Below are 25,021 nucleotides of genomic sequence, written 5' to 3'. Positions count from 1 at the left end.
TTTTACTCGACGCCTTCCTTATTGATGATGAACTCGATAGTTAGGAGTATTAAAAAGTTTAAAAACATAAGATTGAAAAAACTACCACAAGTACCCGCTTATTTGTTTTTGAAGAATTCGCTTCAAATTTTGAAAAATCCTTTGCCTTTTCATCACCGAAATTTCAAAAAACACGGAGATACATTTCAACTTAATTTAGGCTTTGGCAATCATGTGGTGTTTTCAAGAGACCAAGATTTAGCCATTTTAGCACTTCAAAAGCAACAAAAAGACTTTATTAAATCACCCATTCAAACCAAAGATTTAGTAAAATATGTTGGTAAAGGTTTGCTTACGGTAGAAGGGGAAGAATGGAAAACCCAACGAAAATTACTACAACCCACCTTTTACAAGAAGAATATTTTTCAATTGTTAGATTTGATGCAAGCTGCCATCAAAAAAGAAGTTCAACGTATACAACCGAAGCAATCCATCGACGTCTTTCCTATTTTTAATGATTTAGCATTTAAAGTCGTGGCAAAAAGTTTGTTCAGTGATGCCATTAGCGATGAGCAAATCCAACGTTTGCAATTCATTACTGAAGAAGCTCAGAAAATGTTGGTAAAAGAACTTCGCCAGCCTTACAAAAAATGGTGGTTCATGTGGAGTGGCGAACTCAAAAAAACGCTTTTGCTTACCAAAGAGGCTTTACAAATCATTGAAGGAATTATAGCTCAACGTAGAAATCAGGATGAACAAAGTGAAGATTTGCTTGATATGTTGTTGCACACCACCTACGAAGATGGAAGCACAATGACCCATGAAAAACTCCTAGATGAAATATTAATCTTGTTTATTGCAGGCCACGAAACTACTTCCAACGCATTGAGTTTTTGTGTTCAGTTGATTGCTAGAAATCCTGAAGTACAACAAAAAATCAGTGCTGAAGTAGACAAAAATATAAACGAATCGCTGCTGGATAAGTTGAAGAATTCACGTTACATAACCGCGGTTATTGAAGAATCCATGCGTTTGTATCCACCGGTTTATTTCATCGATCGGGTAAACACCAAACCCCTTCATTTTAAAGATTTTGAAATTCCTAAAAATACAAGCTTGTTATTTTCTTTATATGAAATGCATCGAAAAGAAGATTTTTGGGAAGATCCATTAAGCTTTAATCCTGAACGATTTCTTAATGGTAAAAACCATTCGGCATACTATTTCCCATTTGGTGCTGGACCTAGAAAATGCATAGGGAACAATTTCGCCATGTATGAAATCACTTTAGTTCTACACGAATTATTCAGCCATTTTGAAGCGGAATACACCGATAAACCGATTGAAATTTTACCTTTAATCAGTTTAAAACCTAAAAATGCTCATTTGAGTTTTAAAGCGCGAACATGAATTCCATTGCCGAAAAACATAGCCAACTCATCAAACAAAAAGCCAAAGAATTAGGTTTTTTGAGTTGTGGCATGAGCAAAGCTGAATTTTTGGAAGACGAAGCCCCACGTTTAGAAAAATGGCTTCAACAGAACATGCACGGCGAAATGAAATACATGGAAAATCATTTCGATAAACGTTTAGATCCAACCAAGTTAGTAGAAGGAAGCAAGTCGGTTGTTTCCTTACTATACAATTATTATCCGCAAAAGCTTCAGCGGGAAGATACCTACCAAATTAGTAAATATGCTTATGGGCGCGATTATCATTTTGTTATCAAAGACAAATTGAAAGACTTAATGCAGTTCATTCAGCAAGAAATAGGCGAAGTACATGGCAGAGCTTTTGTAGATTCTGCTCCGGTATTGGACAAAGCTTGGGCAAAAAGAAGCGGTTTGGGTTGGGTAGGAAAACATTCCAATTTGCTAACAAAACAAGTCGGTTCGTTTTATTTTATAGCCGAATTAATCATCGATTTAGATTTGGCATACGACACGCCTGTAACCGACCATTGCGGTAGTTGCACCGCTTGTATTGATGCATGCCCGACCCAAGCCATTGTAGAACCTTATGTGGTAGATGGCAGCAAATGCATTTCGTATTTTACGATCGAATTGAAAGACGATTTACCTTCCGAAATGGCTGGAAAATTTAACGATTGGGCTTTTGGGTGTGATATTTGCCAAGATGTTTGTCCATGGAATAAATTCAGTAAAGCACACCAAGAACCCTTATTTAATCCAGATGAACGTTTGTTGAATTATTCTAAAAAAGAATGGGAAGAAATCACCAAAGACGTTTTTCAGGATATCTTCCGAAAATCTGCTGTAAAACGAACAAAATATGAAGGTTTCAAACGAAACATCAAGTTTGTATCTGATGAGTAAGAATATTCAAATTTTAATTTTATTTTAAAAAATAGGTACAGCAGCAAATAAATTTAACTTTGTACTAAACACATTCACAAATGGACATCAATAAAAATAGACTCAGACGTCACGCATTAGTTTATCATTCTAAACCGAGGCCAGGAAAAACGGAAGTAGTTCCAACCAAAAAACATAATTCCCAACGCGATTTAGGTTTGGCCTATTCGCCTGGTGTAGCTGCTCCTTGTAATGAAATTGCCAAAAATGTAGAAGACGTTTATAAATATACCAACAAAGGAAATTTGATTGCCGTAATTTCCAACGGAACAGCGGTTTTAGGTTTAGGTGATATCGGTCCAGAAGCATCCAAACCCGTGATGGAAGGAAAGGCACTGTTGTTCAAAATTTTTGCGGACATCGATGTGTTTGATATTGAAGTAGATGCCAAAGACCCTGAGAAATTTATTGAAACCGTTAAAGCCATTGCACCTACTTTTGGTGGAATTAACCTAGAAGATATCAAAGCTCCTGAAGCTTTTGAAATTGAAGATCGTTTAAAAGCAGAGTTGAATATTCCTGTGATGCACGACGACCAACATGGCACGGCAATCATTTCGGCAGCCGCCTTACTCAATGCTTTAGAAATTGCTGATAAAAAAATTGAAGATGTAAAATTAGTGGTTTCAGGCGCAGGTTCAGCTGCTATGGCGTGTACAGACTTGTATGTAATGCTTGGCGTACAAAGAAAAAACATTTTAATGTACGATAGCTCAGGCTTGTTACACAAAGGAAGAAACAATCTTTCCGACCGAAAATTATCCTACGCATTTGCAGAAGAAGACCTTTCTTTAGAAGATGCCATGAAAGATGCCGATGTATTTTTAGGTCTTTCAGTAGCGGGAATTGTGAGCCCAAAAATGTTGGAATCCATGGCTAAAAATCCTATTGTATTTGCCATGGCTAATCCCGATCCCGAGATTGATTATCCCACGGCAGTAGAAACCCGATCGGATGTAATTATGGCAACGGGTAGAACAGACTTCCCTAACCAAGTAAACAATGTGTTGGGTTTTCCATTTATTTTCCGTGGTGCGTTAGATGTTCGCGCAACCAAAATCAATGAAGAAATGAAGATTGCGGCAGTTAGGGCAATTGCAGAACTGGCTAAAAAACCCGTTCCTGAACAAGTAAATATTGCTTATTCTGAAACTCGACTAGCTTTTGGAAGAGAATATATTATTCCCAAACCTTTCGATCCGCGTTTAATTGCTGAAATTCCACCAGCGGTTGCTAAAGCTGCCATGGAAAGTGGAGTTGCTCAAGAACAAATAGAAGATTGGGAAGCTTACGAAAGTGAACTCTTAGAGCGCATGGGAAGCGAAGATAAAATTACCCGTTTGTTGTTAAGCCGTGCGAGAAACAATCCAAAACGAATTGTATATGCAGAAGCAGACCATTTAGACGTCCTAAAAGCAGCGCAAACGGTTTATGACGAAGGCATCGGAATTCCTATTTTGCTAGGAAGACGAGATGTGATACAGGAATTGATGCATGAAATTGAATTTGAAGCTGAAGATGTAAAGATTATCGATCCTAAATCGGATAAGCAAAAGGAACAATTAAAACGTTACGGAAAATCCCTTTGGGAAAAACGAAGAAGAAAAGGAATTACTTTATATGAAGCGGAGAAGTTGATGCGTGAGCGCAATTATTTCGCCGCTATGATGGTGGTTGAAGGTGATGCAGACACCATGCTTTCTGGATATTCTAGAGCTTATCCTTCTGTATTGAAACCTATTTTAGAAATTATAGGAAAAGAACCCAGCGTTTCAAAAGTAGCGTCTACCAATTTAATGATGACTTCCAAAGGGCCAATTTTTATAAGTGATACATCAATCAATATCGATCCAAGTGCGCAGGAATTAGCGCGCATTGCTCAAATGACCGCCTTCACTGTAAAAATGTTTGGCATCGAACCCATTGTTGCTATGGTCAGTTATTCCAACTTTGGTTCGTCTAAAAATCCAATGGCTAAAAAAATTACCGAAGCAGTGGCCTATTTGCACGAACATTATCCAGAAATTGCAGTTGACGGTGAATTGCAAGTAGACTTTGCCTTGAATCGAAAAATGCGAATGGACAAATTCCCATTCAGTAAGTTGCGAAATCGAAAAGTAAATACGCTAATTTATCCAAATCTGGATGCAGCTAACGGAACTTATAAACTACTTAAAGAACTAAATGATGCAGATTCCATCGGTCCAATTTTAATGGGATTAAATGAGCCTGCACATGTTTTTCAATTGGGTGCAAGCGTAGATGAAATGGTAAATATGAGTGCTGTTGCCGTATTAGATGCACAACAAAAAGCAAAGCGGAAAAGAGACTGATAGATGATTATAAACCAGTCAGTGTAATTTATATTCCTTACTTCATTGACTGGTATAGGACAATTCAATTAGAAAATTGAATTTCAAAAATTGAATCCTTTAAAAATCAGTTTTCAAAAGCATTGCTTTAGATTATTTTACTACATTTGAGCGCTCAAATTCCTTGTTTTTATGATTACTCAGCTATCAGGAAAACTGATTGAAAAAAATCCAACTCATGTGGTTATAGATTGTGGTGGTGTAGGCTATGAAGTCAATATTTCATTACATACATTTGAACAATTGCCAAAAGACGAAAACATCAAACTCTTTACCTACTTGCACGTTAGAGAAGATGCGCAAATATTATATGGTTTTGCGGGTAAAGTAGAACGAGAAGTCTTTAGAAAATTAATTTCAGTTTCAGGAATTGGTACAAATACAGCTAGATTAATGTTTTCTTCGCTTTCTCCATCTGAAATTGTAGAAGCCATTTCTACTTCAGATGTAGAAACCATTAAAAGCGTAAAAGGAATTGGAGCCAAAACTGCTCAACGTGTAATTGTAGATTTAAAGGATAAAGTTTCAGAAGTAAATACTTCTTTAGAAAATTTAACATTTTCAAACAATACAAACCGAACAGAAGCGTTATCAGCTTTAGAAACACTGGGCTATTCTAAAAAACAAGTTGAAAAAGTTGTTGCTAGAATTGTTAAAATTGAGCCCGAAGCAAGTGTTGAATTTATTTTAAAACAAGCATTAAAAAACTTGTAACACATTGAGTAACAAACGTAACTTTTTACGCCAGCATAAGAAATTTATTTTTTTAGCAGTTATACTTTTTATAACTGCTTTTACTTTTGCCCAAGAAGAAGAAACCGAACAGGATAGTATTCAAGAAGGCTATACTTTTGGGAAGGTGAAAATCAAGGATCCAGAAAGTATACAAAATCTGTATACTTACGACCCAATTATAGACCGCTACATTTTTTCACAAAAAATTGGAGATGTTAACATAAGCTACCCCATGGTGCTTACTCCTGAAGAATATCAGGATTTGGTGCTTAGGGAGCAAATGAAAGAATACTTCAAACAAAAAAGCGATGCTGCTAAAGATCCAGAAAATGAAGAGTCTAAAAACTTAATTCCTGCTTTTTACGTAAATAACAGTTTTTTTGAAAGTATTTTTGGAGGCAGTAAAATAGAAGTAATTCCACAAGGTCAAGTTTCTATGGATTTAGGTGTTTTGTACTCCAAACAAGATAACCCTTCACTTTCTCCAAGAAACCAAAGCAATACTACTCTAGATTTCGATCAACGAATCAACTTGAGTTTGGAAGGAACTGTTGGAACACGTGTAAACATTGCTGCACAATACAATACACAATCTACTTTCGATTTTCAAAACCAAATCAAAATAGATTACACACCTGAAGAAGATGATATAGTTCAAAAAATTGAAGTAGGTAACGTAAATATGCCGCTCAACAGCTCGCTTATACAAGGTGCTGAAAGTTTATTTGGTGTAAAAGCTCAATTGAAGTTTGGTAAAACTACCATAACTGGAGTATTTTCAGAAATGAACTCTGAACGACAAAGCGTAAATGTTGAAGGTGGTGGAACAGTTGATGAATTTGATAAATTTGGATTGGAGTACGATGAGAATAAACACTTTTTCTTGTCTCAAGCTTTTCGTGATGAGTACGATACGGCTTTACTAAATTACCCTTTTATAAACAGTAAATTTCAAATTACCAGAGTTCAAATTTGGGTAACCAACAGAAATAATAACCCGCAAAGTTTACAAAACGCAAGAAACATTGTTGCCATTCAGGATTTAGGCGAATCTGATCCAGATAAAGTAGGTTTGTTCTTAGACAACAATGGAAATCCAATTGCGCCACCTATTCCTAATTTTATTAATCAGTTGAATGCGCTTCCAGATAACCGAAATAATGATTTTAATCCTTTAGGAATAAATGGTGGTGGCTCTTCTATTCTTACACCAGCAATACGGGATATTTCTACTGTAGCACAAGGTTTTGGTCCCGCTTCTCAATTTGTTACCGAAGGTAGAGATTACGGAGTGTTAGAAAATGCTAGACAATTATCTCCCAATGAATATACGCTGCACCCACAATTGGGATACGTTTCTTTAAATCAACGTATTTCTAACGATGAAATTTTAGCTATTGCTTACGAGTATACTTCCAATGGAAGAGTTTATAAAGTTGGAGAATTTGCTAACGATGGTGTAGATTCTTCGCAACCTTCTCAAAATCAAAACCCAGAACCTGGCCAAGAAAACCAACCCGTTACCATCAACCAAAACTTGGTAGTAAAGATGTTGAAAAGTCCTATTACCAATGTAAATGAACCAATTTGGGACTTGATGATGAAAAACATTTATAGCATCGGTGGTTATGATATAGAACAAGAAGGATTTCGCTTTAATATTTTATACACCGATCCACAACCTGTTAATTTTCTGCAACAAGCACCTGGTTCAAATACAGCTTTGCCTGAAGATGTAGCCGATCAAAATTTATTACAATTGCTTAATTTTGATAGATTAAATTCCAATGGGGATTTACCTGGAAGTGACGGTTTTTTCGACTTTGTGCCAGGTATAACTATCGATCGGCAAAACGGGTTTATAAAATTTACAAAAGTAGAACCCTTTGGAGAGTTTTTATTTGAAGAGTTAAATAACACTCCAGGAGCTACTTATCAAGATCAATCTACTTGGAATGAAAACCAGTTGCAATATGTTTTTCAAGCTTTATATGAAACAACCAAGACTCAAGCTATGCAACAAGAAGCAGAGCGAAATAAGTTTCAGTTGCGCGGTCAATATAGAGCTTCAGGGCAGGAAGGAATTCCCATAGGTGCATTTAATGTTCCGCGTGGTTCTGTTGAAGTTACCGCTGGAGGAAGAACGCTTCAAGAGGGAGTAGATTATGTGGTGAATTACGAATTGGGTCTTGTTCAAATATTAGATGAAGCACTAAAAGCTTCCGATACACCTATACAGGTTTCAACTGAAAACAATGCTGTTTTTGGTAGACAAACCAAACGCTTCACAGGAATTGATGTGCAGCATGAATTTTCAGAAAATTTTATTCTAGGCGGTACTTTTTTAAACATGAACGAGCGACCGCTTACCCAAAAATCAAATTATGGTAGCGAGCCGATAAGCAATACCATGTATGGAATCAATTTCAACTACAATACCACCGTTCCATTTTTTACACGAATTGTAAATAAATTACCAAATATCAATACAGAAGTAGAGTCTAATTTTTCTATTCGTGGTGAGTTTGCATACATTCAACCAGGTACTCCAGACGCTGATAATTTTGGTGGAAGAGATGCTTCCTATATAGATGATTTTGAAGCTTCACAAACTTCAATTTCACTTTTAAATCCACAGCCATGGTCACTTTCTAGTGTTCCAGTTGGATATCGTGGACCTAACGACGCAGGTGGAAATTTTAATGCTAATGATGATATTAGTATCAATCATTACCGAGCAAAATTGAATTGGTACACCATAGATCCCATTTTTTACAGCACGCAACGTCCAGCCAACATGACGGACGATGATCTATCTTTTTGGTATTCCAGACGTATTTTAATTAATGAAATATTTCCAAATCGAGATATTGTACCAGGTCAGTTTCAAACCATTCCAACTTTCGATTTGGTTTTTAAACCTACAGAACGCGGAATGTATAATTTCAATCCAGCCGCTGCCAGTAACGGAAACCTACCTAATCCAGATCAGAACTTTGGTGGTATTATGCGTGGTCTTGAAACTACAGATTTTGAGCGTTCTAATGTTGAATTTGTTGAGTTTTGGGTGATGGATCCGTTCATTTATCCAGAAAATGCAGGAAATGATGGAGGAAAACTAGTTTTAAATTTCGGAAGTGTTTCAGAAGATGTTTTAAAAGACGGAAGAAAACAATATGAAAATGGCTTACCAGAAGATGGAGGGACTCAAAACACATTACAAACAACTTTTGCTAAAGTTCCTGCAAACCAATCTCTAGTGTACGCCTTTGATACGGAAGGTGCTCAAAGAGCCAATCAGGATGTAGGTTTTGATGGTTACGATAATGAAGCTGAAGCAGCTAACTTTCCAGATTTTGCCAATTTTGAAGACCCCGCAGGAGATGATTACGACTTTTACTTACAACGCGATGGTGGTATTTTAAATAGATATGAAAAATACAATGGTTCAGAAGGAAATAATCCTGTTGAAGTTACTCAAAATTTTAGAGGAAACTCACCACTTCCAGATGTAGAAGATGTAAATAGAGATAACACCATGAATACTATTGATAGCTACTTTGAATATGAAGTGCCAATGTATCCCAACATGAGTGTAGATAACAATACAAGCGCTATTGCAGGCGTTTCTGAAGATTACATTACCGATGTGAAGGAGTTAACAACAACTGCACCAAATGGGGAAGAAGTCCCAGTGCGATGGGTTCAATTTAGAGTTCCATTACGCACTTCTTCAGAATATTCTGTTGGAGGGATTTCAGATTTAAGAGCTGTCCGGTTCATGCGGATGTTTATGACTGATTTTTCACAAGAAACCATTTTAAGAATGGGCTCTTTAGATTTAGTGCGTGGAGATTATTTAACTTACGACCAACCTGTGCTTCCCGATGGCACAGACCCGACTACTACTTCTTCTACATCATTTAGCATTACTCCAGTAAGTGAAGAAATTACTTCGCGATATGTAACACCACCCGGAGTAATTAGAGAACAAATTGTAAATAATAATGTGGTAATTAGAGAAGATGAACAATCTTTAGCACTTAGTGTAAAAAACCTTCAACCAGAAGATTCGCGAGCGGTATTTAAGAATTTTCAAGTAGATATGCGTCAGTATCGCTTTTTAGAAATGTTTTTACATGCTGAAGCTTTGCCACCACCAGAAACACAGCTACAAGACGGACAAATGGTTGCTTACATTAGAATGGGAGTCGATTTTACCAATAACTTTTATGAAATTGAAGTTCCTTTAAAAGTAAGTGATATTTCAGACACTTCGCCTAGAGGCGTTTGGCCACTAGAAAATGATTTGGAGTTAGACTTGGAGTTATTACAACAAATAAAAGCTACTGTTATTGGAAGCGAAAACTTTAGTAGCCTAGATTTAAACTTTTTTGATGAAAACTTAAATCCATCGCCAGATTTTCAAACCGAAGGTTTAAGGCTTGGTATAAAAGGAAACCCGAGTTTTGGAAACATACGCGTCCTTATGATTGGTCTTAGAAACGCATCAGACCAAAACATCTCTGGGCAGGTTTGGTTTAATGAATTACGTGTTTCTGAATTGAAAAGTCAAGGTGGCTGGGCAGCTGTATTAGATTTAGATACCAACATTGCAGATTTTGCTACTTTTTCAGGTTCAGCAAGCAGAACCACCATTGGTTTTGGATCTATAGACCAAGGACCAAATCAGCGAAGTATAGAAGATACGCAACAATACGATTTTGTAACTGGATTAAACGTAGGGCAACTTTTACCTGAAGATTGGGGAATAAAAATTCCTTTTAATTACGGACGTGGTGAAGAATTGGTCACACCAAGATTTGATCCTGTACTTTTAGATATAGAATTAGATAATCTGTTAGATAATACAGAAGATCCACAATTAAGAGATGAATTTAGCGAAAGAGCAGAAGCGTATACCAAAAGACAATCAATAAGTATAATAGGTTTACGAAAGGATAGAACCAATCAAGATAGAATTCCGAAGCCATGGGATATTGAAAATTTCACCCTTTCAGGAACTTATAATCAAGTTGAGCATCGTGATTTTGAAATTCAACAATCCGTTGATCAAAATTTAGATTTCAATGCAAATTATGCCTACAATTTTGCTGAAGTTGAAATAGAGCCACTAAAAAATATTGAGTTTTTAAATAAGAGCAAATATTTTGATTTGTTAAAAGACTTTAATTTAAATCTATTGCCAACAAGTTTAACTGCATCAAGCAGTGTAATTAGACAATATAGTGAAGTTCGGTTTAGAGAATTAAACCTGCCACCTGGAAGCATTGGTTTGCCAAAACTGTATCAACGCAATTATTTTTACAATTGGCAATATGCTTTAGATTGGGACTTAACAAAGAATTTAAACATTAACTTTAATGCTTCACAAAACCGAATAGTACGAAATTTTCTTGATGAAGATTTAAACCAAGACGACAGTGTTGGAGTTTGGGATGGCTTTTTTGATGTGGGTGTTCCAAATACACACATGCAAACCTTGCAGTTAAATTATTCATTGCCATTTGATAAAATCCCAGCTTTAAAATTTATTCAATCTAATTATTCTTTTACTGGAGATTTTCAATGGCAAAAAGGTTCAGAAATTCTTCGAAATTTAGAAGGAATCCCAAATATTGGAAACACCGTTCAAAATTCATCTGCGCACCAAATAAACAATACACTTAATATGTCTAGGTTGTATAATTACCTCAACCTTAAAAAGCGCAAAGCAAAAGGAGATGCTGCTGGTCAGCAATTACAACGTGGTGCAGATAGAAGAAATCCAAGAGCAGGTGCAAAAGGTAGTTTTACTAAATCTAACGACCAGAAACAGGATGATGAAGACGCAAAAGATAAGTTGAGTTTTGGAGATCATTTTTACAACCTTGGTGTAAGTCTATTAACTATGGTAGACCGAGTACAATTAAATTATACAGAAAATCGAGGAACTTTTATTCCTGGGTTTACTCACGATATTGGTTTTACAGGCACGCTTACACCTTCGCCTTTATTTACTTTTGGTGGACAACGCGATGTAAGACAAAGAGCTGCAATGAATAGATGGTTAACCGAATACCAAGAATTCAATGAACAGTACATGGCAACCAATACAGAACAATTAGATTTTAATGCATCGGTGAAGCTTATTCCTGGAATGACTTTAGATATAATTGCCAATAGACAATATGCAGAAACCTATACAGAAAACTTTAGAGTAGATAGAGAATCATTACAATACCAATCTTTAACACCAAACACCTTCGGAAACTTCAGTATTTCTACAATGATGATTGGTACTGCTTTTAGCGAAAGTACACGAGAAAACTCACCGGTTTTTGAGCAATTCCGTGAAAACAGGTTGGCAATTGCAAGAAGATTAGCAATACAAGCAGGAATAAATCCAGATGATCCAGAAAACGTAGATGATAATGGCTACCCTAGCGGTTTCGGAAGAACCAACCAAGCGGTATTAATTCCAGCGTTTTTATCTGCTTACACAGATCAAAATCCAGAAAGTGTGAGCTTAAGTCCGTTTCGAGACACGCCTCTGCCTAATTGGAATTTTAAGTACACGGGCTTGATGAAATTGAAATGGTTTAAAGACAACTTCAATCGTTTTTCAATACAACATGGCTATCAGTCTTCGTATACTATGAACGCGTTTCAGTCTAACTTAGATTTTGACCGCAGAGATCCTTATGGCGAATTCAATAGAGATCAAAACGGAAACTTTAAAAACGAACTCTACATTGCCAATATGAACTTAATGGAAGTCTTTAGTCCATTGGTTCAAGTAGATTTTGAAATGAAAAACTCCGTTAGTATTTTAACAGAAATAAAAAAAGACCGTACTTTGTCCTTAAGTTTCGATAATAACCTGCTAACTGAAATGATAGGTCAAGAATACATTGCAGGTTTGGGTTATAGAATTAAAGATTTGAGAATAGTTACTCAGTTTGAAGGAAATAGAAGAGTAATAAGTAGCGATTTAAACTTGAAATTAGACGTAGCCTATAGAAGAAATGAAACCATTATTAGAGGCTTAGACGTAATAAACAACAGAACAACAGCAGGGCAAGATATATGGAGTATCAATTTTTTAGCAGATTATATGATAACCAAACAACTTACAGTAATCTTTTTCTACGATCATATTTTCACAGAAAATGCAATCTCTACAATTTTTCCACAAACCACAATTAGAACAGGATTAACCTTAACTTATAACTTCGGAAATTAAAACAACTAATTACATATAAAAAATGAATATACCAGCAGAATTAAAGTACACAAAAGATCACGAATGGGTAAAAATTGAAGGTGATACGGCAACAGTAGGAATTACCGATTTTGCGCAAAGCGAATTAGGAGATATTGTTTATGTTGAAGTTGAAACTGTAGACGAAAGCTTAGATCAAGATGAAGTTTTTGGAAGTGTTGAAGCCGTTAAAACAGTTTCTGACTTATTTTTACCTCTTACAGGAAGCGTTATACAATTTAACGAAAATCTTGAAGATGAGCCTGAAAAAGTAAATGAAGATCCATACGGTGAAGGTTGGATGATCAAAATGAAATTTACAAACCAAGAAGAGCTTAACGATTTAATGGATGCTGAAGCTTATAAAGCCCATATTGACGGATAAATTTTCTTTTGTATTAGCTGTAAGTACAACACTTTTTATAATGTACTTGTCACTAATGCCTACCGATAATTTGCCAGCTTTAGAAATAGAACAAGCCGATAAGCTTTACCACTTAATAGCTTACGTTTTTCTATCTTTAACTTGGTTTAGTTACTTTATTGTTTTTAAAAATAAACAACAAAACTTGTCTTTTAACATTATAGCTGCGGCCTTAATTGTTTTTGGCATTGTTGTTGAAGTTCTACAGTCGACCCTTACTGATTACCGAACATTTGATTGGTGGGATATACTATCTAACTCGGCCGGGACATTGATTGTGTATTTTATATTTAAATTAAATAAAACCAAGCTTGTAAAATTGAGACATCAATTAAATGTATAATCAGATTATTTTTTTAATTTTAACGCCTAATATTTAATTATTATGGAATCTAAAAAAAGTGAGAAAGCAGACTTGAGCAAAAAGAGCTTTCTATTTTTCCAATTAGGGCTTGCTTTTATGTTAGCCACTTCTTTGTTTTTAATTGAATTTAAAACCTACGACAAAGAAGATTTAGACACTGGTGTTGTTGAGCTAGATATGCTTGATGATGAAGATGTGCCAATTACCGAGCAATTAAAAACGCCACCACCGCCACCGCCGCCGCCGCCAGCTCCAGAAGTTATTGAAGTGGTAGAAGACGATGAAGAAGTGGAAGAAACAATTATCGAGTCTACAGAAACAAGCATGGATGAAATTGTAGAAGTAGAAGATGTTGCAGATATAGGAGAAGAAGAAGAAATTGACGATGTGCCATTTTCAAGTATTCAAGACGTGCCAATTTTTCCAGGTTGCGAAAAAGAAAAGACCAATGAAGATAGAAGAAATTGTATGAGTAAAAAAATACAAAACTTCGTAAATAAAAAATTTGATACAAGTCTTGGTAGCGAATTAGGTCTTTCTGGTGTAAATCGAGTTTATGTTCGTTTTAAAATTGACAAAACTGGAAAAGTAGTAGATGTTCAAGCAAGATCTTCTCATCCAAGACTAACAAGAGAAGGAGAGCGAGTGGTTGGACAGTTGCCTAGCATGAAACCCGGTAAACAACGCGGTAGAGCAGTTGGTGTAATTTACACTTTGCCCATTACTTTTCAAGTACAAGACTAAAATTATAATTTAAATTACCACTTAACCCGAACATTGTTCGGGTTAATTTTAATTATACCCCATGAAAATACAATACATATTAATTCTATTAATAGGTTTTTTTCAAGTGTCAATAGCGCAAGAAGATGCTGAAAGCAAACCAAAGTTTCCACAATTTGAAGAATGTGAAACCGATGACCAAGCTGGCAAATCTTGTTTCGAAAATAACTTCAGAAAGATGTTTAAAGAAGCCTATAAAGAAACAGAAATTGCTTCAGATTACACTTACCAAAGAGAAACAAAAGGAACTTATTTGGTAGATAGAAGAGGAGTTATAAAACAACTAAGTTATGATACTCCAGAATCTCCAATTTTTCTAGCTATAAGTAGAGCTGTAGAAAAACTTCCAAAATTGAAAGCAGTTTTAAACGATAAAGATAGACCTGTAGAGTTTAATTTTGAAGTAAATTATAAACTTAAGCGCAACAGCCCAAATAGTAAAAACGATCTTGAAATAGATTTGGAATTTAGCTATCCTGACCCTGAAAAAGAAAATTCTTAAGCAGTGCTACTTTTTTGAAGCAATTTGAGTTAAATTGTGTTAATTTGCTAATTGCTAAGCAAGTTATCCTATGAAAAATATTTTATCAGTTCTTTTTGGTTTATTTACAATTGTAACTGTTGCTCAAAATGGCATACTTATTAAAAGTTATCCGCGTTTCGAAGCTTGTAAAGAGGTAAGCGTTGCCGAAGAACAAAGTTGTTTTAGGAAAGCGTTTCAACAAGCGCTTTATGCTAATTATGAAGAGCCAGATATCATTTCAGAAGAAGAATATGAAGGAAGCGCATCGCTTATTTTTGAAGTAGATAAAGAAGGTATTTTTCAAATTATTTATATTGAAGCGGACTTTGATGAAGTAAAACAAGCACTTCAGGAAGCCTTTGATAAAATGCCCAAACTCGAACCAGCCACTTACGATGGTAAACCTACTTACTTTCAATTTAGAACGCCATTAAGAATTCCACTTCGTTCAAATTACCAGAAAGAAACTAAGACCGAAACCATTATTCAGCCTCAAAGAAAATCTTTTCAGGATGAATACCAGCAAATCATCAATTTACCTTATCAAAATAAGCAAGCTAGTAGTGCTTTAAATATTCCACTTTCTCATGAATTTTACAATCGTTTCGATTCTGAAATGAACCTGATTGGTACTAATGCGCACACATCTTCAAAGCCATTTAAATATAGTGAGGTAAAACCATACTACGACATAGCTGAAGAAAATGAAAAACTCTTTTACGATAAAAAATCTTGGTTTGGTAGAAAGTTTTTTAATGAAAATACAGCCCGCATTCAAGGAGAAGATTATTGGTTTACTTTTGATATTGCTGCAGATCTACAAATAGGTAGAGATGCAGAAGAAAATTTTACTACCTACAACAACACACGAGCTGGAATTATACAAGGTGGTTTAGGCGAAAAATTAAATTTTTATAGCGTTATATACGAGAGTCAAGGAAAATTTGCAGGATATTACAACGACTTAGCTCGAAGTTTAGGTAGAGAAGGAACAAATAGTGTCTTAGTGCCTGGCCGAGGAATAGGAGAGTCCTTTCGAGGCAGTGGTTTTGATTATCCAGTTGTAGAAGGTTACTTAAACTATGAAGCTACAAACTTTTTAGATTTGCAATTCGGGACAGGGAAAAACTTCATTGGTGATGGATACCGTTCCTTATTTTTAAGCGACAATGCAAGTCCGAATGCTTATTTTAAAATGAACACCACTTTTTGGAAGTTTAAATATACCAGTATTTGGTCTGCACCAAGAAACCTAAATACCTTAACAGAAGGTGGTGCTTACACTACAAAATACATGGCAACCCATTATTTAAGCTACAATGTAACGGAGCGTTTAAATATTGGATTGTTTGAAACTGCTTTATTTGAAAGTGAACCTAACCGAGGTTTCGATTGGAACTTTTTAAATCCTGTTATATTTTATAATATGGTAGAATATGCAACAGGAACGCGGTCAGGCAAATCTATGATTGGTTTGAGTTATAAATACAAATGGAGCAATAAATTTAATACCTATGGTCAAGTATTAATAGACGAACTTTCAGTTGAAGACGTTACTGCAATGAATAAAAGTTGGAAAAATAAATTTGGCTTGCAATTGGGTTTTAAATACTTTGATGCTTTTAAAGTGAAAAACTTGTATTTTCAAATGGAATATAACCAAGTTAGACCTTATACATATTCGCATAATACGCTTTCTTTGCATTATACACACAACAATCAATCTATGGCTCATTTGTGGGGAGCTAACTTCAGAGAAATTATACTGATCGCCCGTTATAAAAAAGACCGATTTTACGGTCACGCTAAGTTCATTCTTGGAGAACGTGGATTTGAGCCTTCCGCAGACAGCAATCCGTTTTATGGCTCAGATTTATTCGGGGATGAACGCGACCGAGTAGGAGACACTGAAATTGAAATTGGTCAAGGAAATAAAGCAAATTCGTATTACGGAGAATTAGAAGTTGGATATATAGTTAATCCTACAACCAATTTAAAAGTATATTTAAATCTAATACAGCGAAAATTTGATATTGCAGAAAATAATAGCCGTAATTTCGATCGCAATACATCTTGGTTAAACCTAGGTTTTAGGACAGACATCTTCAACTGGTATTACGATTACTAAAATAAACTTAAGCTTAAGCTAAGAAGGTAATATTAACGAAGTCTTCCCCTTTGTAAAACACTTTTTAGCAGTATCTTTGCAAAAAAAATATCTGCATTTTTGCCTGATAATCTTACATACAACTCCATTACAAGTTTGTTTCAAGACTTTAAGACCATCACTAAAATGCGTTTGGCATTAAGTGTTGTATTTTCTTCTGTTGCAGGATATTTTCTAGGTGCTGAAACATTTCAAATTTCAGAAGTTATTTTGTTAACCATTGGTGGATATGCTATGGTTGGTGCATCTAATGCCTATAATCAAATTATAGAAAGAGATTTAGATGCTTTGATGGATAGAACAAAAAATAGACCAATCCCATCTGGTAGAATGAGTGTAAATACTGCTTTTGCTGTTGCTTCTGTTTTAGCAGCTCTTGGTTTGTTTTTGCTCTATACTATTAATCCTATAACTGCGCTTTTTGGAGCTATTTCTATTTTTCTTTATGTTAGTATATATACACCTTTAAAAACAAAAACACCACTATCTGTTTTTGTTGGTGCTTTCCCAGGAGCAATTCCATTTATGTTAGGATGGGTGGCAGCAACGGGAGAATTTAGCATAGAAGCAGGAACCTTATTTATGATTCAATTTTTTTGGCAGTTTCCTCATTTTTGGGCGCTAGGTTGGTGGCTATATAACGACTATAAAAAAGGTGGATTTTTTATGTTGCCAACAGGTAAGAGAGATTCATCAACAGCTTTACAAATTGTATTGTACACGGTATGGACTATTTTAATTTCACTTATACCGGTGTTGGGAATAACAGGTAGTTTGCGTTTATCTTATTTGGGAGCTTCAATAGTATTGGCGCTTGGCTTATTTATGCTATATCATGCTATTCAACTTTATAAATTTAGAGCCGAAAAAAACGCTAAGCAATTAATGTTAGCTAGCGTTACATATATTACAATGATGCAGTTGGTTTTTGTACTTGATAAAATTGTTAGAGAATGGGAATAGAGAATAAATCTGATGCAGAAAAAAGATACCGAGCAAAAAAGATGATGCTGTGGTTTGGTATAATTAGCTTGTCTATGACATTTGCAGGCTTAACTTCTGCGTTTATTGTTAGCAGTAGCCGTCCAGATTGGGTAGACGATTTTCAGCTACCTAATGCATTTATGTGGAGCACGCTACTTATCATACTAAGTAGTTTAAGTTTAATTTACGCCAAAAAAGCCATCTTAAATGAAAAGAGAAAGCAAGCTAACTTTGCAATTATACTTACATTTTTGTTAGGCTTAGTTTTTATAATTCTTCAATTCTCAGGATTTCAGTCCATCACAGAAGAAGGCTATTATTTTACAGGAAGCTCTAGCAATGTTACCGCTTCTTATATTTACCTAATCGCTTTCTTACATGTTGTACATATTGCATCAGGGATGATAGTTTTAATCGTCCTTATTTATAATCATTTTAAAAATAAATACAAAAAAGGACAAATGCTTGGTTTTGAGATGGGTGCCACTTTTTGGCACTTTGTAGATTTGTTGTGGCTGTTCCTTTTTTTCTTTTTTATATATTTCTTAGGATAAATAAAATAACTATTTTTGCGCTAACTAATATTAAAGTATATGGATACTACTGCTGTTGCACAAACAGGTACTGAAGGAAAAACATGGGGCGGAGGTAACCAACCGCTAAAAGCAAGCTACGGAAAATTAATGATGTGGTTTTTTATAACATCTGATGCATTAACTTTTTCTGGTTTCCTTGCTGCTTACGGTTTTTCAAGATTCAAATTTATAAATGAATGGCCTATCGCTGACGAAGTGTTTAATCACTTCCCTTTTTTACACGGTACCGATGCACCAATGTATTATGTAGCCTTAATGACATTTATCTTGATATTTTCTTCTGTAACCATGGTGCTAGCTGTAGATGCAGGACATAGAATGCAAAAAAGCAAGGTGGTTACTTACATGGCGCTAACCATTTTAGGTGGGGCTATTTTTCTAGGTTCTCAAGCATGGGAATGGAAAAATTTCATTAAAGGTGAATACGGCGCAGTAGAAACTACTTCAGGAAAAATCTTACAATTTGTCGATGCTGATGGAAAGCGAGTAGATATTGAAGCTTTTACGCCAGTTGCTGAAAGAACAAGAACAACACACGAAGCTAAAAATGGACTTTGGTACGCTTCAGAAAGCGAATTAATAGCCTACGATATTGAAGATTTAAAAACAGCATTTAAACAAGATGAAAACTTGTTGGTGAGAACAATGCAATTAAATGAACGTGGAGAAAAGACTGTTTTAGATAGAGAAGAATCCGTAAAAGTATTAGACGAAACAGGAAAAAGCATCATCCTAGGTGCAAACCTTTCTAATAACGAGTATGGCGCGCCATTGTTCGCAGATTTCTTTTTCTTTATAACAGGATTCCACGGATTTCACGTGTTATCTGGAGTACTTATTTTAATTATTGTATTTTTTAATGTACTTATTGGCACTTACGAGAAAAGAGGTTCTTACGAAATGGTAGAAAAAGTTGGTTTATATTGGCACTTTGTAGATTTAGTTTGGGTGTTTGTATTTACATTCTTCTATCTAGTTTAATATTTATTTTCCAAAGCACTTAATTATGGCACACGATACACATCATCACGAAGGAGCAACCAAAAGAATTTGGCAGGTTTTCGGAATATTATCTTTACTTACAATTGTAGAAGTTATTTTAGGGATTATAAAACCAGAGTTTTTAGTTTATAACGATTTTGTCGCACTATCCTTACTTAATTGGATTTTCATAATTCTTACCATTGTAAAAGCCTATTACATTACTTGGGCATTTATGCATATGGAGCACGAATCTGCTGGCTTAAGAAGAACTGTAGTTTGGACAGGTGTTTTCTTAATTTGTTACTTAATTGCAATTTTACTAATAGAAGGTGGATACATTCAAGATGTATACACTAATGGATATATTACTTGGGATTTTTAATTATCAACCAAGGTTAAAACATTTACAAAGGCGGTATTTTAATATCGCCTTTTGTTATTTTTGCAGAAGATTGAAACGCAATTAAATTCACTTAAAAACACCAAATGCAAACTAAAAAAGTTAAAAAATATACAGTATTAATTGTATTGTTTGTGCTTCCATTGGTAACTTATTTATTTTTTGCCAAAGCAGTGCATAGCTTTGCAAACTTACCTACGGTTAATAAAGATGCTTTGGTTTTAAAGGAACTGCCAAGCCTAAATTCTGAAAAACCTATTTCATTAGAAAATAAAATTAGCATCCTTACTTTTTTAGGCGATGACGTTGCTACTCAAAAAGCCTTTGCTTTTAATTTAAAAGAAAAAGTCTACGATAAAAACAAAGATTTTCAGGATTTTCAAGTGATAAGCATAGTAGATGAAAGTCAAGCCGAAGAAGTTCAAAAATTCATTTATGAAATCAATTTAACTTCGGATGCTAAAAGTTGGAAATTTGCAAAACTTCCTTCAGATGAAGCACAGATGTTTTTGCAGAATCTAACCGATAACCAAGTTTCATTTAAAAATGAATATCATTCGCCAATGGCTTTTATCGTTGATAAAAAAGGAAATTTAAGAGGTAGAAATGATGACAAAGACTATGGTGTTATGTACGGTTATAACATGAAATCTATAGCAGATTTAAACAATAAAATGGTAGACGATGTAAAAGTGATTTTAGCAGAATATCGTCTAGAATTAAAAAAATATAAAGCAGATAGATAAGTAAAGAATTTATGAAAGGCAAATCGTATATAGGAATTTCATTTATAGTCTTAATTTTCGGCATTTGGGCTGTTAAAGAATATTCAAGTAGGTACACAACAGAAGAGCTAGCCTACTTAGAAGTAGAAAATCAAGACGGAGAAAAAGTGAAACGCAGGGCTCCAGAATTTGAATTAACCAATCAAGATGGTGAAACCATCACTCATGAAGACTACCAAGGCAAGGTTTACGTAGTGGAATTTTTCTTTGCAACTTGCCCAACTATTTGTCCAATAATGAATGATAATTTAGTTCATGTTCAAAATGAATTTTATGGAAACATGGATTTCGGTATCGCTTCGTTTACTATAAATCCAAAACATGACACGCCAGAAGTTTTAAAAGAATACATGCAAAAAAAAGGGGCTAAACATGCCAATTGGCACATGCTAACAGGCAATCAAGAACAAATATACACCATTGCCAGAGAAGGCTTTAATGCTTACGCAGCTGAAAATGAAGATGCTCCGGGTGGATTTGAACACGCAGGCTATTTTGCACTAGTAGATAAAGATGGTTTCTTGCGTTCAAGAAGAGATAAAAATGGAAACCCAATTCTTTACTATCAAGGAAGTCTTCCTTACAATGAGCCAGATAAAGGCGATGGAAATGAACAACAAATTGATATTTTAATTGAAGACATCAAAAAACTTTTATAATGGAAGCTAAAGCATCAAAAGATAAAGTAATGGTTCCTGTAATTATAGCGCTGTCTATTTTGGTACCTATCATTGTAGTGATTTTAATGAATTTAGAAAATCGAGTTGATTTACTTGGATTAAGAATAGGTACTTTTCCTTTTTTTCATGCCATCATTAATGCTTCAACTGCAGTTTTACTCGCCATGGGTTTTTCATTAATAAAACGAAAAAATCATATAATGCACAAACGTGTTATGATAACTGCCTTTGCTTTATCCGTTGTGTTTTTAGTAAGTTACGTAATTTCAAAAATCAGTCATGATCCAGTTCCTTATGGTGGAGAAGGTATTTTAAAATACATTTATTTCTTCATTTTAATTACACATATTGTCTTATCAGGAATTATTATTCCTTTAGTTCTATTTACCATGTATCGCGGTCTTACAGGAGAATTTCAAAAACATAAAAAAATAGCACGCTGGACGTTTCCTATTTGGATGTATGTGGCTATAACAGGAGTTTTGGTGTATTTGTTCATGATGCCATACTATTAATTTGTAATTTTGAAGTAAGATGAAAAAGAATAATAAATACCTACTAAGCTTGTTGCTTTTAAGCCTTTTTTGGGTTGATGCTGAAGCACAATGTTCTATGTGTAGAGCAGTTTTAGAAAGTGAACAAGACAAAAGTGTAGCCGAAGGAATTAACAACGGAATTGTATATTTAATGGCTTTTCCATATTTATTAATAGGCGGTTTGGGATACTACATTTACCGAACATATCGAACTAAATCAAGTTAATATGAAAGTCTATCATTTATCAACTTGTTCTACGTGTAAACGCATACTTGCTGAAGTAAATCTTCCAGAAGAAAGCACATTAATAGATATCAAGGAAAATCCATTAACTGAAAATCAATTAGAAGAATTACATCAACTCACTAATTCTTATGAAGCCTTATTCAACAAAAGAGCTCAACTCTACCGAAAAAAAGAGTTGCATATAAAACAGTTATCAGAAGCAGATTTTAAAAATCTCCTACTAGAACACTATACCTTTTTAAAAAGACCCGTTTTTATTGAGGGAGAACATATTTTTGTAGGAAACGCTAAATCTACTGTACAAAATTTAAAGGCATATTTAAATGACTAGTAGGTTGTGGGCAATTCTTGCCGCGACCTTAGCTACCTGTATTTATGGGGTAAACCATACCGTTGCAAAAGCTTTAATGCCCGATTATGTTGGGCCATTTGGTTTAATATTAATGCGAGTTGCTGGAGCAGCTATGCTGTTTTGGATCATTAGTATTTTTACCAAAAATCAGAAAATAGAAACGAAAGATTTTCCTAGAATTTTTGGATCTGCTGTATTTGGCATGGTCATTAACATGCTTTTATTTTTCAAAGGCTTAAGCTTTTCAACTCCCATTAATTCTTCAGTGATTGTTACTATTTCACCAATTATTGTATTTGTACTTTCTGCTTTTTTAATCCGCGAAAAAATCACCTGGTTAAAAGGTTCTGGAGCAATTCTAGGATTATTCGGAGCTTTAATTTTAGTCTTGTTTGGAAAAGAAATTTCATATAACGCACCCAATATTCCACTCGGAAATGCACTTATATTAGTAAATGCAACTTCTTACGGAATTTACCTGATTATGGTAAGACCATTAACCAAAAAGTATTCAGCCATTACTTTAATGAAGTATTTATTTTTGGTAGCAACCATCATTAATTTACCGATTTGTTATGCAGAATTTGTTCAAGTAGACTGGCAAACTTTACCATTTGATGCCATTTGGCGAATAGCTTTTGTGGTACTAGGCACAACTTTTCTAACCTACTTGCTAAATATTTATGCACTCAAAGAAATCTCAGCATCTACATTGGGTGTATTTGTGTATTTACAACCCGTCATTGCTATTTCTTATGCCATATTTGCTGGTGTAGACCAGCTTAACTTGTTAAAAATTCTAGCTGCAGTTTTGGTGTTTCTAGGTGTATTTATGGTGAGCAAAAACCCAGCTAGAAAACGTTCTTTAGCAGAAGATTAATTAAAATTGAAAATCGATGTCTCGCGGGAATTTCTGAAACTTTCGAGTCGCTTCTTTAGTTAAGACTTCAAAATCTTCCGTTTTATCCAGCTTTTCTACGCCTTTTACCAAATCAGAAGGAAGTGCGGTTAATTTTCTAGACTTTAAGTCAATCCAAGCACCCAACATTTCACAAGATGCGCAATGCTTTCCGTTTTGGTTATAAAGTTGATGCTCAAATTCAAAAAACATTCCGTCTTCAGATAATCCTTTCAAGGATAGGGTAACTAATATTTTATCTTCAGGCAAGATTTCTTTAAAGTAATAAATGTGTTCATAAAAAACCACTGGACCTAAATTCAGTTTCATCAATTCTTTAGAAGAAAATCCGTTTTCAATTAAAAAAGCCATTCGGGTGTGGCTCATAAAATTTTGATAAGCCGAATTAGCTAAATGCCTATTCGCATCTAAATCAGACCAACGGATTTCAAATTTTTTTTGGTATGCCATAAGTTATTTGCTGAAATATAAAATTACGGTGAAAATAGCTACAACAATAGTTGCAATTAATACACCACGCGCTCGGTAAATTAAATTTTTTCTGAGAAAAAGATAAAAAGGAAGGAAGTTTAAAATGGCACCCAAAGCTATAATTTTATTCAAAACTTGGTTTTCATAAGCAATTATAAAAATACGCTCAAAGTCGAATTCTTGTATAAAAAAACCTGAGAAAATAAGCATGCCAATGGCATTAGCAATTAACCCAACCAAGGCACCTATTCCAATTTCCTTTTTAATATTGATGTTTTTAGTCTTCAAAATTCCAGTTTTTAAATTCTTTTAAAGCATGATAAGCAGTCAAGTCAAATTGAACAGGAACAACCGAAATGTAATTCTGAGCTAGCGCCCATTCGTCTGTGTCTTTTCCGCCATCGTGATCTACAAATTCACCCGTTAGCCAGTAATAATCTCTACCCGTTGGGGTTTGTCTTTTATCAAAATTTTCAACCCAATTGGCTTTAGCTTGACGGCACAAACGAATTCCTTTTATATCGTTTTCAGACTTTTTAGGAAAATTCACATTCAGCACCGTTGCATCTGGTAAACCATCTTCTAAAACTTTGTTCACCATATATGCAATATGTTCGCTTGTATGGCTAAAATCGGCTTCCATAGAATAATCTAAAAGCGAAAATCCAATAGCAGGAATATTACTAGTCCCAGCTTCCACCGCAGCACTCATCGTTCCCGAATAAATTACGTTTATAGAAGAATTAGACCCGTGATTAATTCCACTTACACAAATGTCGGGTTTGCGTTTCATAATTTCTTGCGTGGCAATTTTTACACAATCCGCAGGCGTTCCCGAACAGCTGTATTCTTTCACTTCATCATCCAAATGTACTTCGTCGCAATACAAATTATCGTTCACGGTAATGGCATGTCCCATTCCACTTTGCGGTCGGTCTGGTGCAACTACAATTACATCGCCAATTTTTTTCACTACCGAAATTAAATGCCGAATTCCAGGTGCAGTAATACCGTCATCGTTAGTTACCAAAATCAAAGGTTTCTTCTTGCTCATAAACTTATGTTATCTGGCAAAAATGCA

At 34.8% G+C, this 25,021-nt stretch carries 23 protein-coding genes; 20 read left to right on the top strand and 3 right to left on the bottom strand.

Translation table 11 applies throughout. From position 1 onward, the window contains the following. Nucleotides 1-72: 72 nt before the first annotated feature. From IEV72_RS00640 to IEV72_RS00545, 20 genes are all read left to right on the top strand, one after another. The gene (locus tag IEV72_RS00640; RefSeq protein WP_308420146.1) at nt 73-1,389 is read left to right on the top strand and encodes a cytochrome P450; all 1,317 of its coding nucleotides are present in this window, start codon (nt 73-75) and stop codon (nt 1,387-1,389) included. After that, a complete protein-coding gene (gene queG / locus IEV72_RS00635; protein ID WP_188457143.1) occupies nt 1,386-2,315 on the top strand; it encodes a tRNA epoxyqueuosine(34) reductase QueG in 930 nt (309 codons plus the stop codon). Before IEV72_RS00640 ends, queG begins: the two co-directional genes overlap by 4 nt. An 80-nt stretch (nt 2,316-2,395) precedes the next feature. Then, nucleotides 2,396-4,687 (top strand): NADP-dependent malic enzyme, encoded by a 2,292-nt coding sequence (locus IEV72_RS00630; RefSeq protein ID WP_373283978.1) that lies wholly within the window; start codon nt 2,396-2,398, stop codon nt 4,685-4,687. Nucleotides 4,688-4,858: 171 nt separating this feature from the next. Then, nucleotides 4,859-5,440 carry a Holliday junction branch migration protein RuvA gene (gene ruvA / locus IEV72_RS00625; RefSeq protein ID WP_188457142.1) on the top strand — a complete coding sequence of 194 codons (582 nt, stop codon included), beginning with the start codon at nt 4,859-4,861 and terminating at the stop codon, nt 5,438-5,440. A gap of 4 nt (nt 5,441-5,444) precedes the next feature. Then, entirely contained in the window at nt 5,445-12,707 is a 7,263-nt protein-coding gene (sov, locus tag IEV72_RS00620) for a T9SS outer membrane translocon Sov/SprA (RefSeq protein ID WP_188457141.1), read from the top strand. Nucleotides 12,708-12,729: 22 nt separating this feature from the next. Next, on the top strand, nt 12,730-13,110 hold the full coding sequence (gene gcvH / locus IEV72_RS00615) for a glycine cleavage system protein GcvH (RefSeq protein ID WP_188457140.1): 381 nt from the start codon (nt 12,730-12,732) through the stop codon (nt 13,108-13,110). Nucleotides 13,111-13,150: 40 nt separating this feature from the next. Further along, nucleotides 13,151-13,492, top strand: a complete 342-nt coding sequence (locus IEV72_RS00610) for a VanZ family protein (RefSeq protein ID WP_194428391.1) — start codon at nt 13,151-13,153, stop codon at nt 13,490-13,492. A gap of 42 nt (nt 13,493-13,534) precedes the next feature. Then, on the top strand, nt 13,535-14,257 hold the full coding sequence (locus IEV72_RS00605) for an energy transducer TonB (protein WP_188457138.1): 723 nt from the start codon (nt 13,535-13,537) through the stop codon (nt 14,255-14,257). A 61-nt stretch (nt 14,258-14,318) separates the two neighbouring features. Beyond that, complete coding sequence (locus IEV72_RS00600) at nt 14,319-14,798, top strand: hypothetical protein (RefSeq protein WP_188457137.1); 480 nt, start codon at nt 14,319-14,321, stop codon at nt 14,796-14,798. A 70-nt stretch (nt 14,799-14,868) separates the two neighbouring features. Continuing rightward, nucleotides 14,869-16,947 carry a gliding motility outer membrane protein RemB gene (gene remB / locus IEV72_RS00595; protein ID WP_188457136.1) on the top strand — a complete coding sequence of 693 codons (2,079 nt, stop codon included), beginning with the start codon at nt 14,869-14,871 and terminating at the stop codon, nt 16,945-16,947. Nucleotides 16,948-17,046: 99 nt separating this feature from the next. Continuing rightward, complete coding sequence (cyoE, locus tag IEV72_RS00590; RefSeq protein WP_188457135.1) at nt 17,047-17,949, top strand: heme o synthase; 903 nt, start codon at nt 17,047-17,049, stop codon at nt 17,947-17,949. Then, nucleotides 17,940-18,524 (top strand): cytochrome c oxidase subunit 3, encoded by a 585-nt coding sequence (locus IEV72_RS00585; RefSeq protein ID WP_188457134.1) that lies wholly within the window; start codon nt 17,940-17,942, stop codon nt 18,522-18,524. Before cyoE ends, IEV72_RS00585 begins: the two co-directional genes overlap by 10 nt. A 39-nt stretch (nt 18,525-18,563) precedes the next feature. Then, nucleotides 18,564-19,547 carry a cytochrome c oxidase subunit 3 gene (locus tag IEV72_RS00580; protein ID WP_188457133.1) on the top strand — a complete coding sequence of 328 codons (984 nt, stop codon included), beginning with the start codon at nt 18,564-18,566 and terminating at the stop codon, nt 19,545-19,547. Between the two features lie 25 nt (nt 19,548-19,572). After that, nucleotides 19,573-19,932 (top strand): cytochrome C oxidase subunit IV family protein, encoded by a 360-nt coding sequence (locus tag IEV72_RS00575; RefSeq protein ID WP_188457132.1) that lies wholly within the window; start codon nt 19,573-19,575, stop codon nt 19,930-19,932. Between the two features lie 104 nt (nt 19,933-20,036). Continuing rightward, nucleotides 20,037-20,696 carry a thioredoxin domain-containing protein gene (locus tag IEV72_RS00570; protein WP_188457131.1) on the top strand — a complete coding sequence of 220 codons (660 nt, stop codon included), beginning with the start codon at nt 20,037-20,039 and terminating at the stop codon, nt 20,694-20,696. A gap of 11 nt (nt 20,697-20,707) precedes the next feature. Further along, nucleotides 20,708-21,394: an SCO family protein gene (locus IEV72_RS00565; protein ID WP_188457130.1), complete on the top strand. Its 687-nt coding sequence runs from the start codon at nt 20,708-20,710 to the stop codon at nt 21,392-21,394. Further along, nucleotides 21,394-21,930 (top strand): DUF420 domain-containing protein, encoded by a 537-nt coding sequence (locus tag IEV72_RS00560; RefSeq protein WP_188457129.1) that lies wholly within the window; start codon nt 21,394-21,396, stop codon nt 21,928-21,930. The genes IEV72_RS00565 and IEV72_RS00560 overlap by 1 nt, the downstream gene beginning before the upstream one ends. Nucleotides 21,931-21,949: 19 nt before the next feature. Next, nucleotides 21,950-22,177, top strand: coding sequence for a CAMCR motif-containing small membrane protein (locus IEV72_RS00555; RefSeq protein ID WP_188457128.1), 228 nt, complete (start codon nt 21,950-21,952; stop codon nt 22,175-22,177). Between the two features lies 1 nt (nt 22,178). Beyond that, nucleotides 22,179-22,529 (top strand): arsenate reductase family protein, encoded by a 351-nt coding sequence (locus tag IEV72_RS00550; RefSeq protein WP_188457127.1) that lies wholly within the window; start codon nt 22,179-22,181, stop codon nt 22,527-22,529. After that, a complete protein-coding gene (locus IEV72_RS00545; RefSeq protein ID WP_188457126.1) occupies nt 22,522-23,430 on the top strand; it encodes a DMT family transporter in 909 nt (302 codons plus the stop codon). Before IEV72_RS00550 ends, IEV72_RS00545 begins: the two co-directional genes overlap by 8 nt. On the opposite strand, the gene IEV72_RS00540 is transcribed toward IEV72_RS00545, so the two are convergent. The 3 genes from IEV72_RS00540 to surE are packed head-to-tail and all read right to left on the bottom strand — an operon-like array spanning nt 23,431 to nt 24,994. After that, nucleotides 23,431-23,919, bottom strand: coding sequence for an acyl-CoA thioesterase (locus IEV72_RS00540; RefSeq protein WP_188457125.1), 489 nt, complete (start codon nt 23,917-23,919; stop codon nt 23,431-23,433). Between the two features lie 3 nt (nt 23,920-23,922). Next, a complete protein-coding gene (locus tag IEV72_RS00535) occupies nt 23,923-24,228 on the bottom strand; it encodes a hypothetical protein (RefSeq protein ID WP_229731751.1) in 306 nt (101 codons plus the stop codon). Beyond that, on the bottom strand, nt 24,218-24,994 hold the full coding sequence (gene surE / locus IEV72_RS00530; RefSeq protein WP_188457124.1) for a 5'/3'-nucleotidase SurE: 777 nt from the start codon (nt 24,992-24,994) through the stop codon (nt 24,218-24,220). The genes IEV72_RS00535 and surE overlap by 11 nt, the downstream gene beginning before the upstream one ends. Nucleotides 24,995-25,021: the final 27 nt, after the last annotated feature.

The organism is Psychroflexus planctonicus, from assembly GCF_014640195.1.
Taxonomy (GTDB): Bacteria; Bacteroidota; Bacteroidia; order Flavobacteriales; family Flavobacteriaceae; genus Psychroflexus; species Psychroflexus planctonicus.
This window is presented reverse-complemented; position numbering and strand designations above follow the sequence as displayed.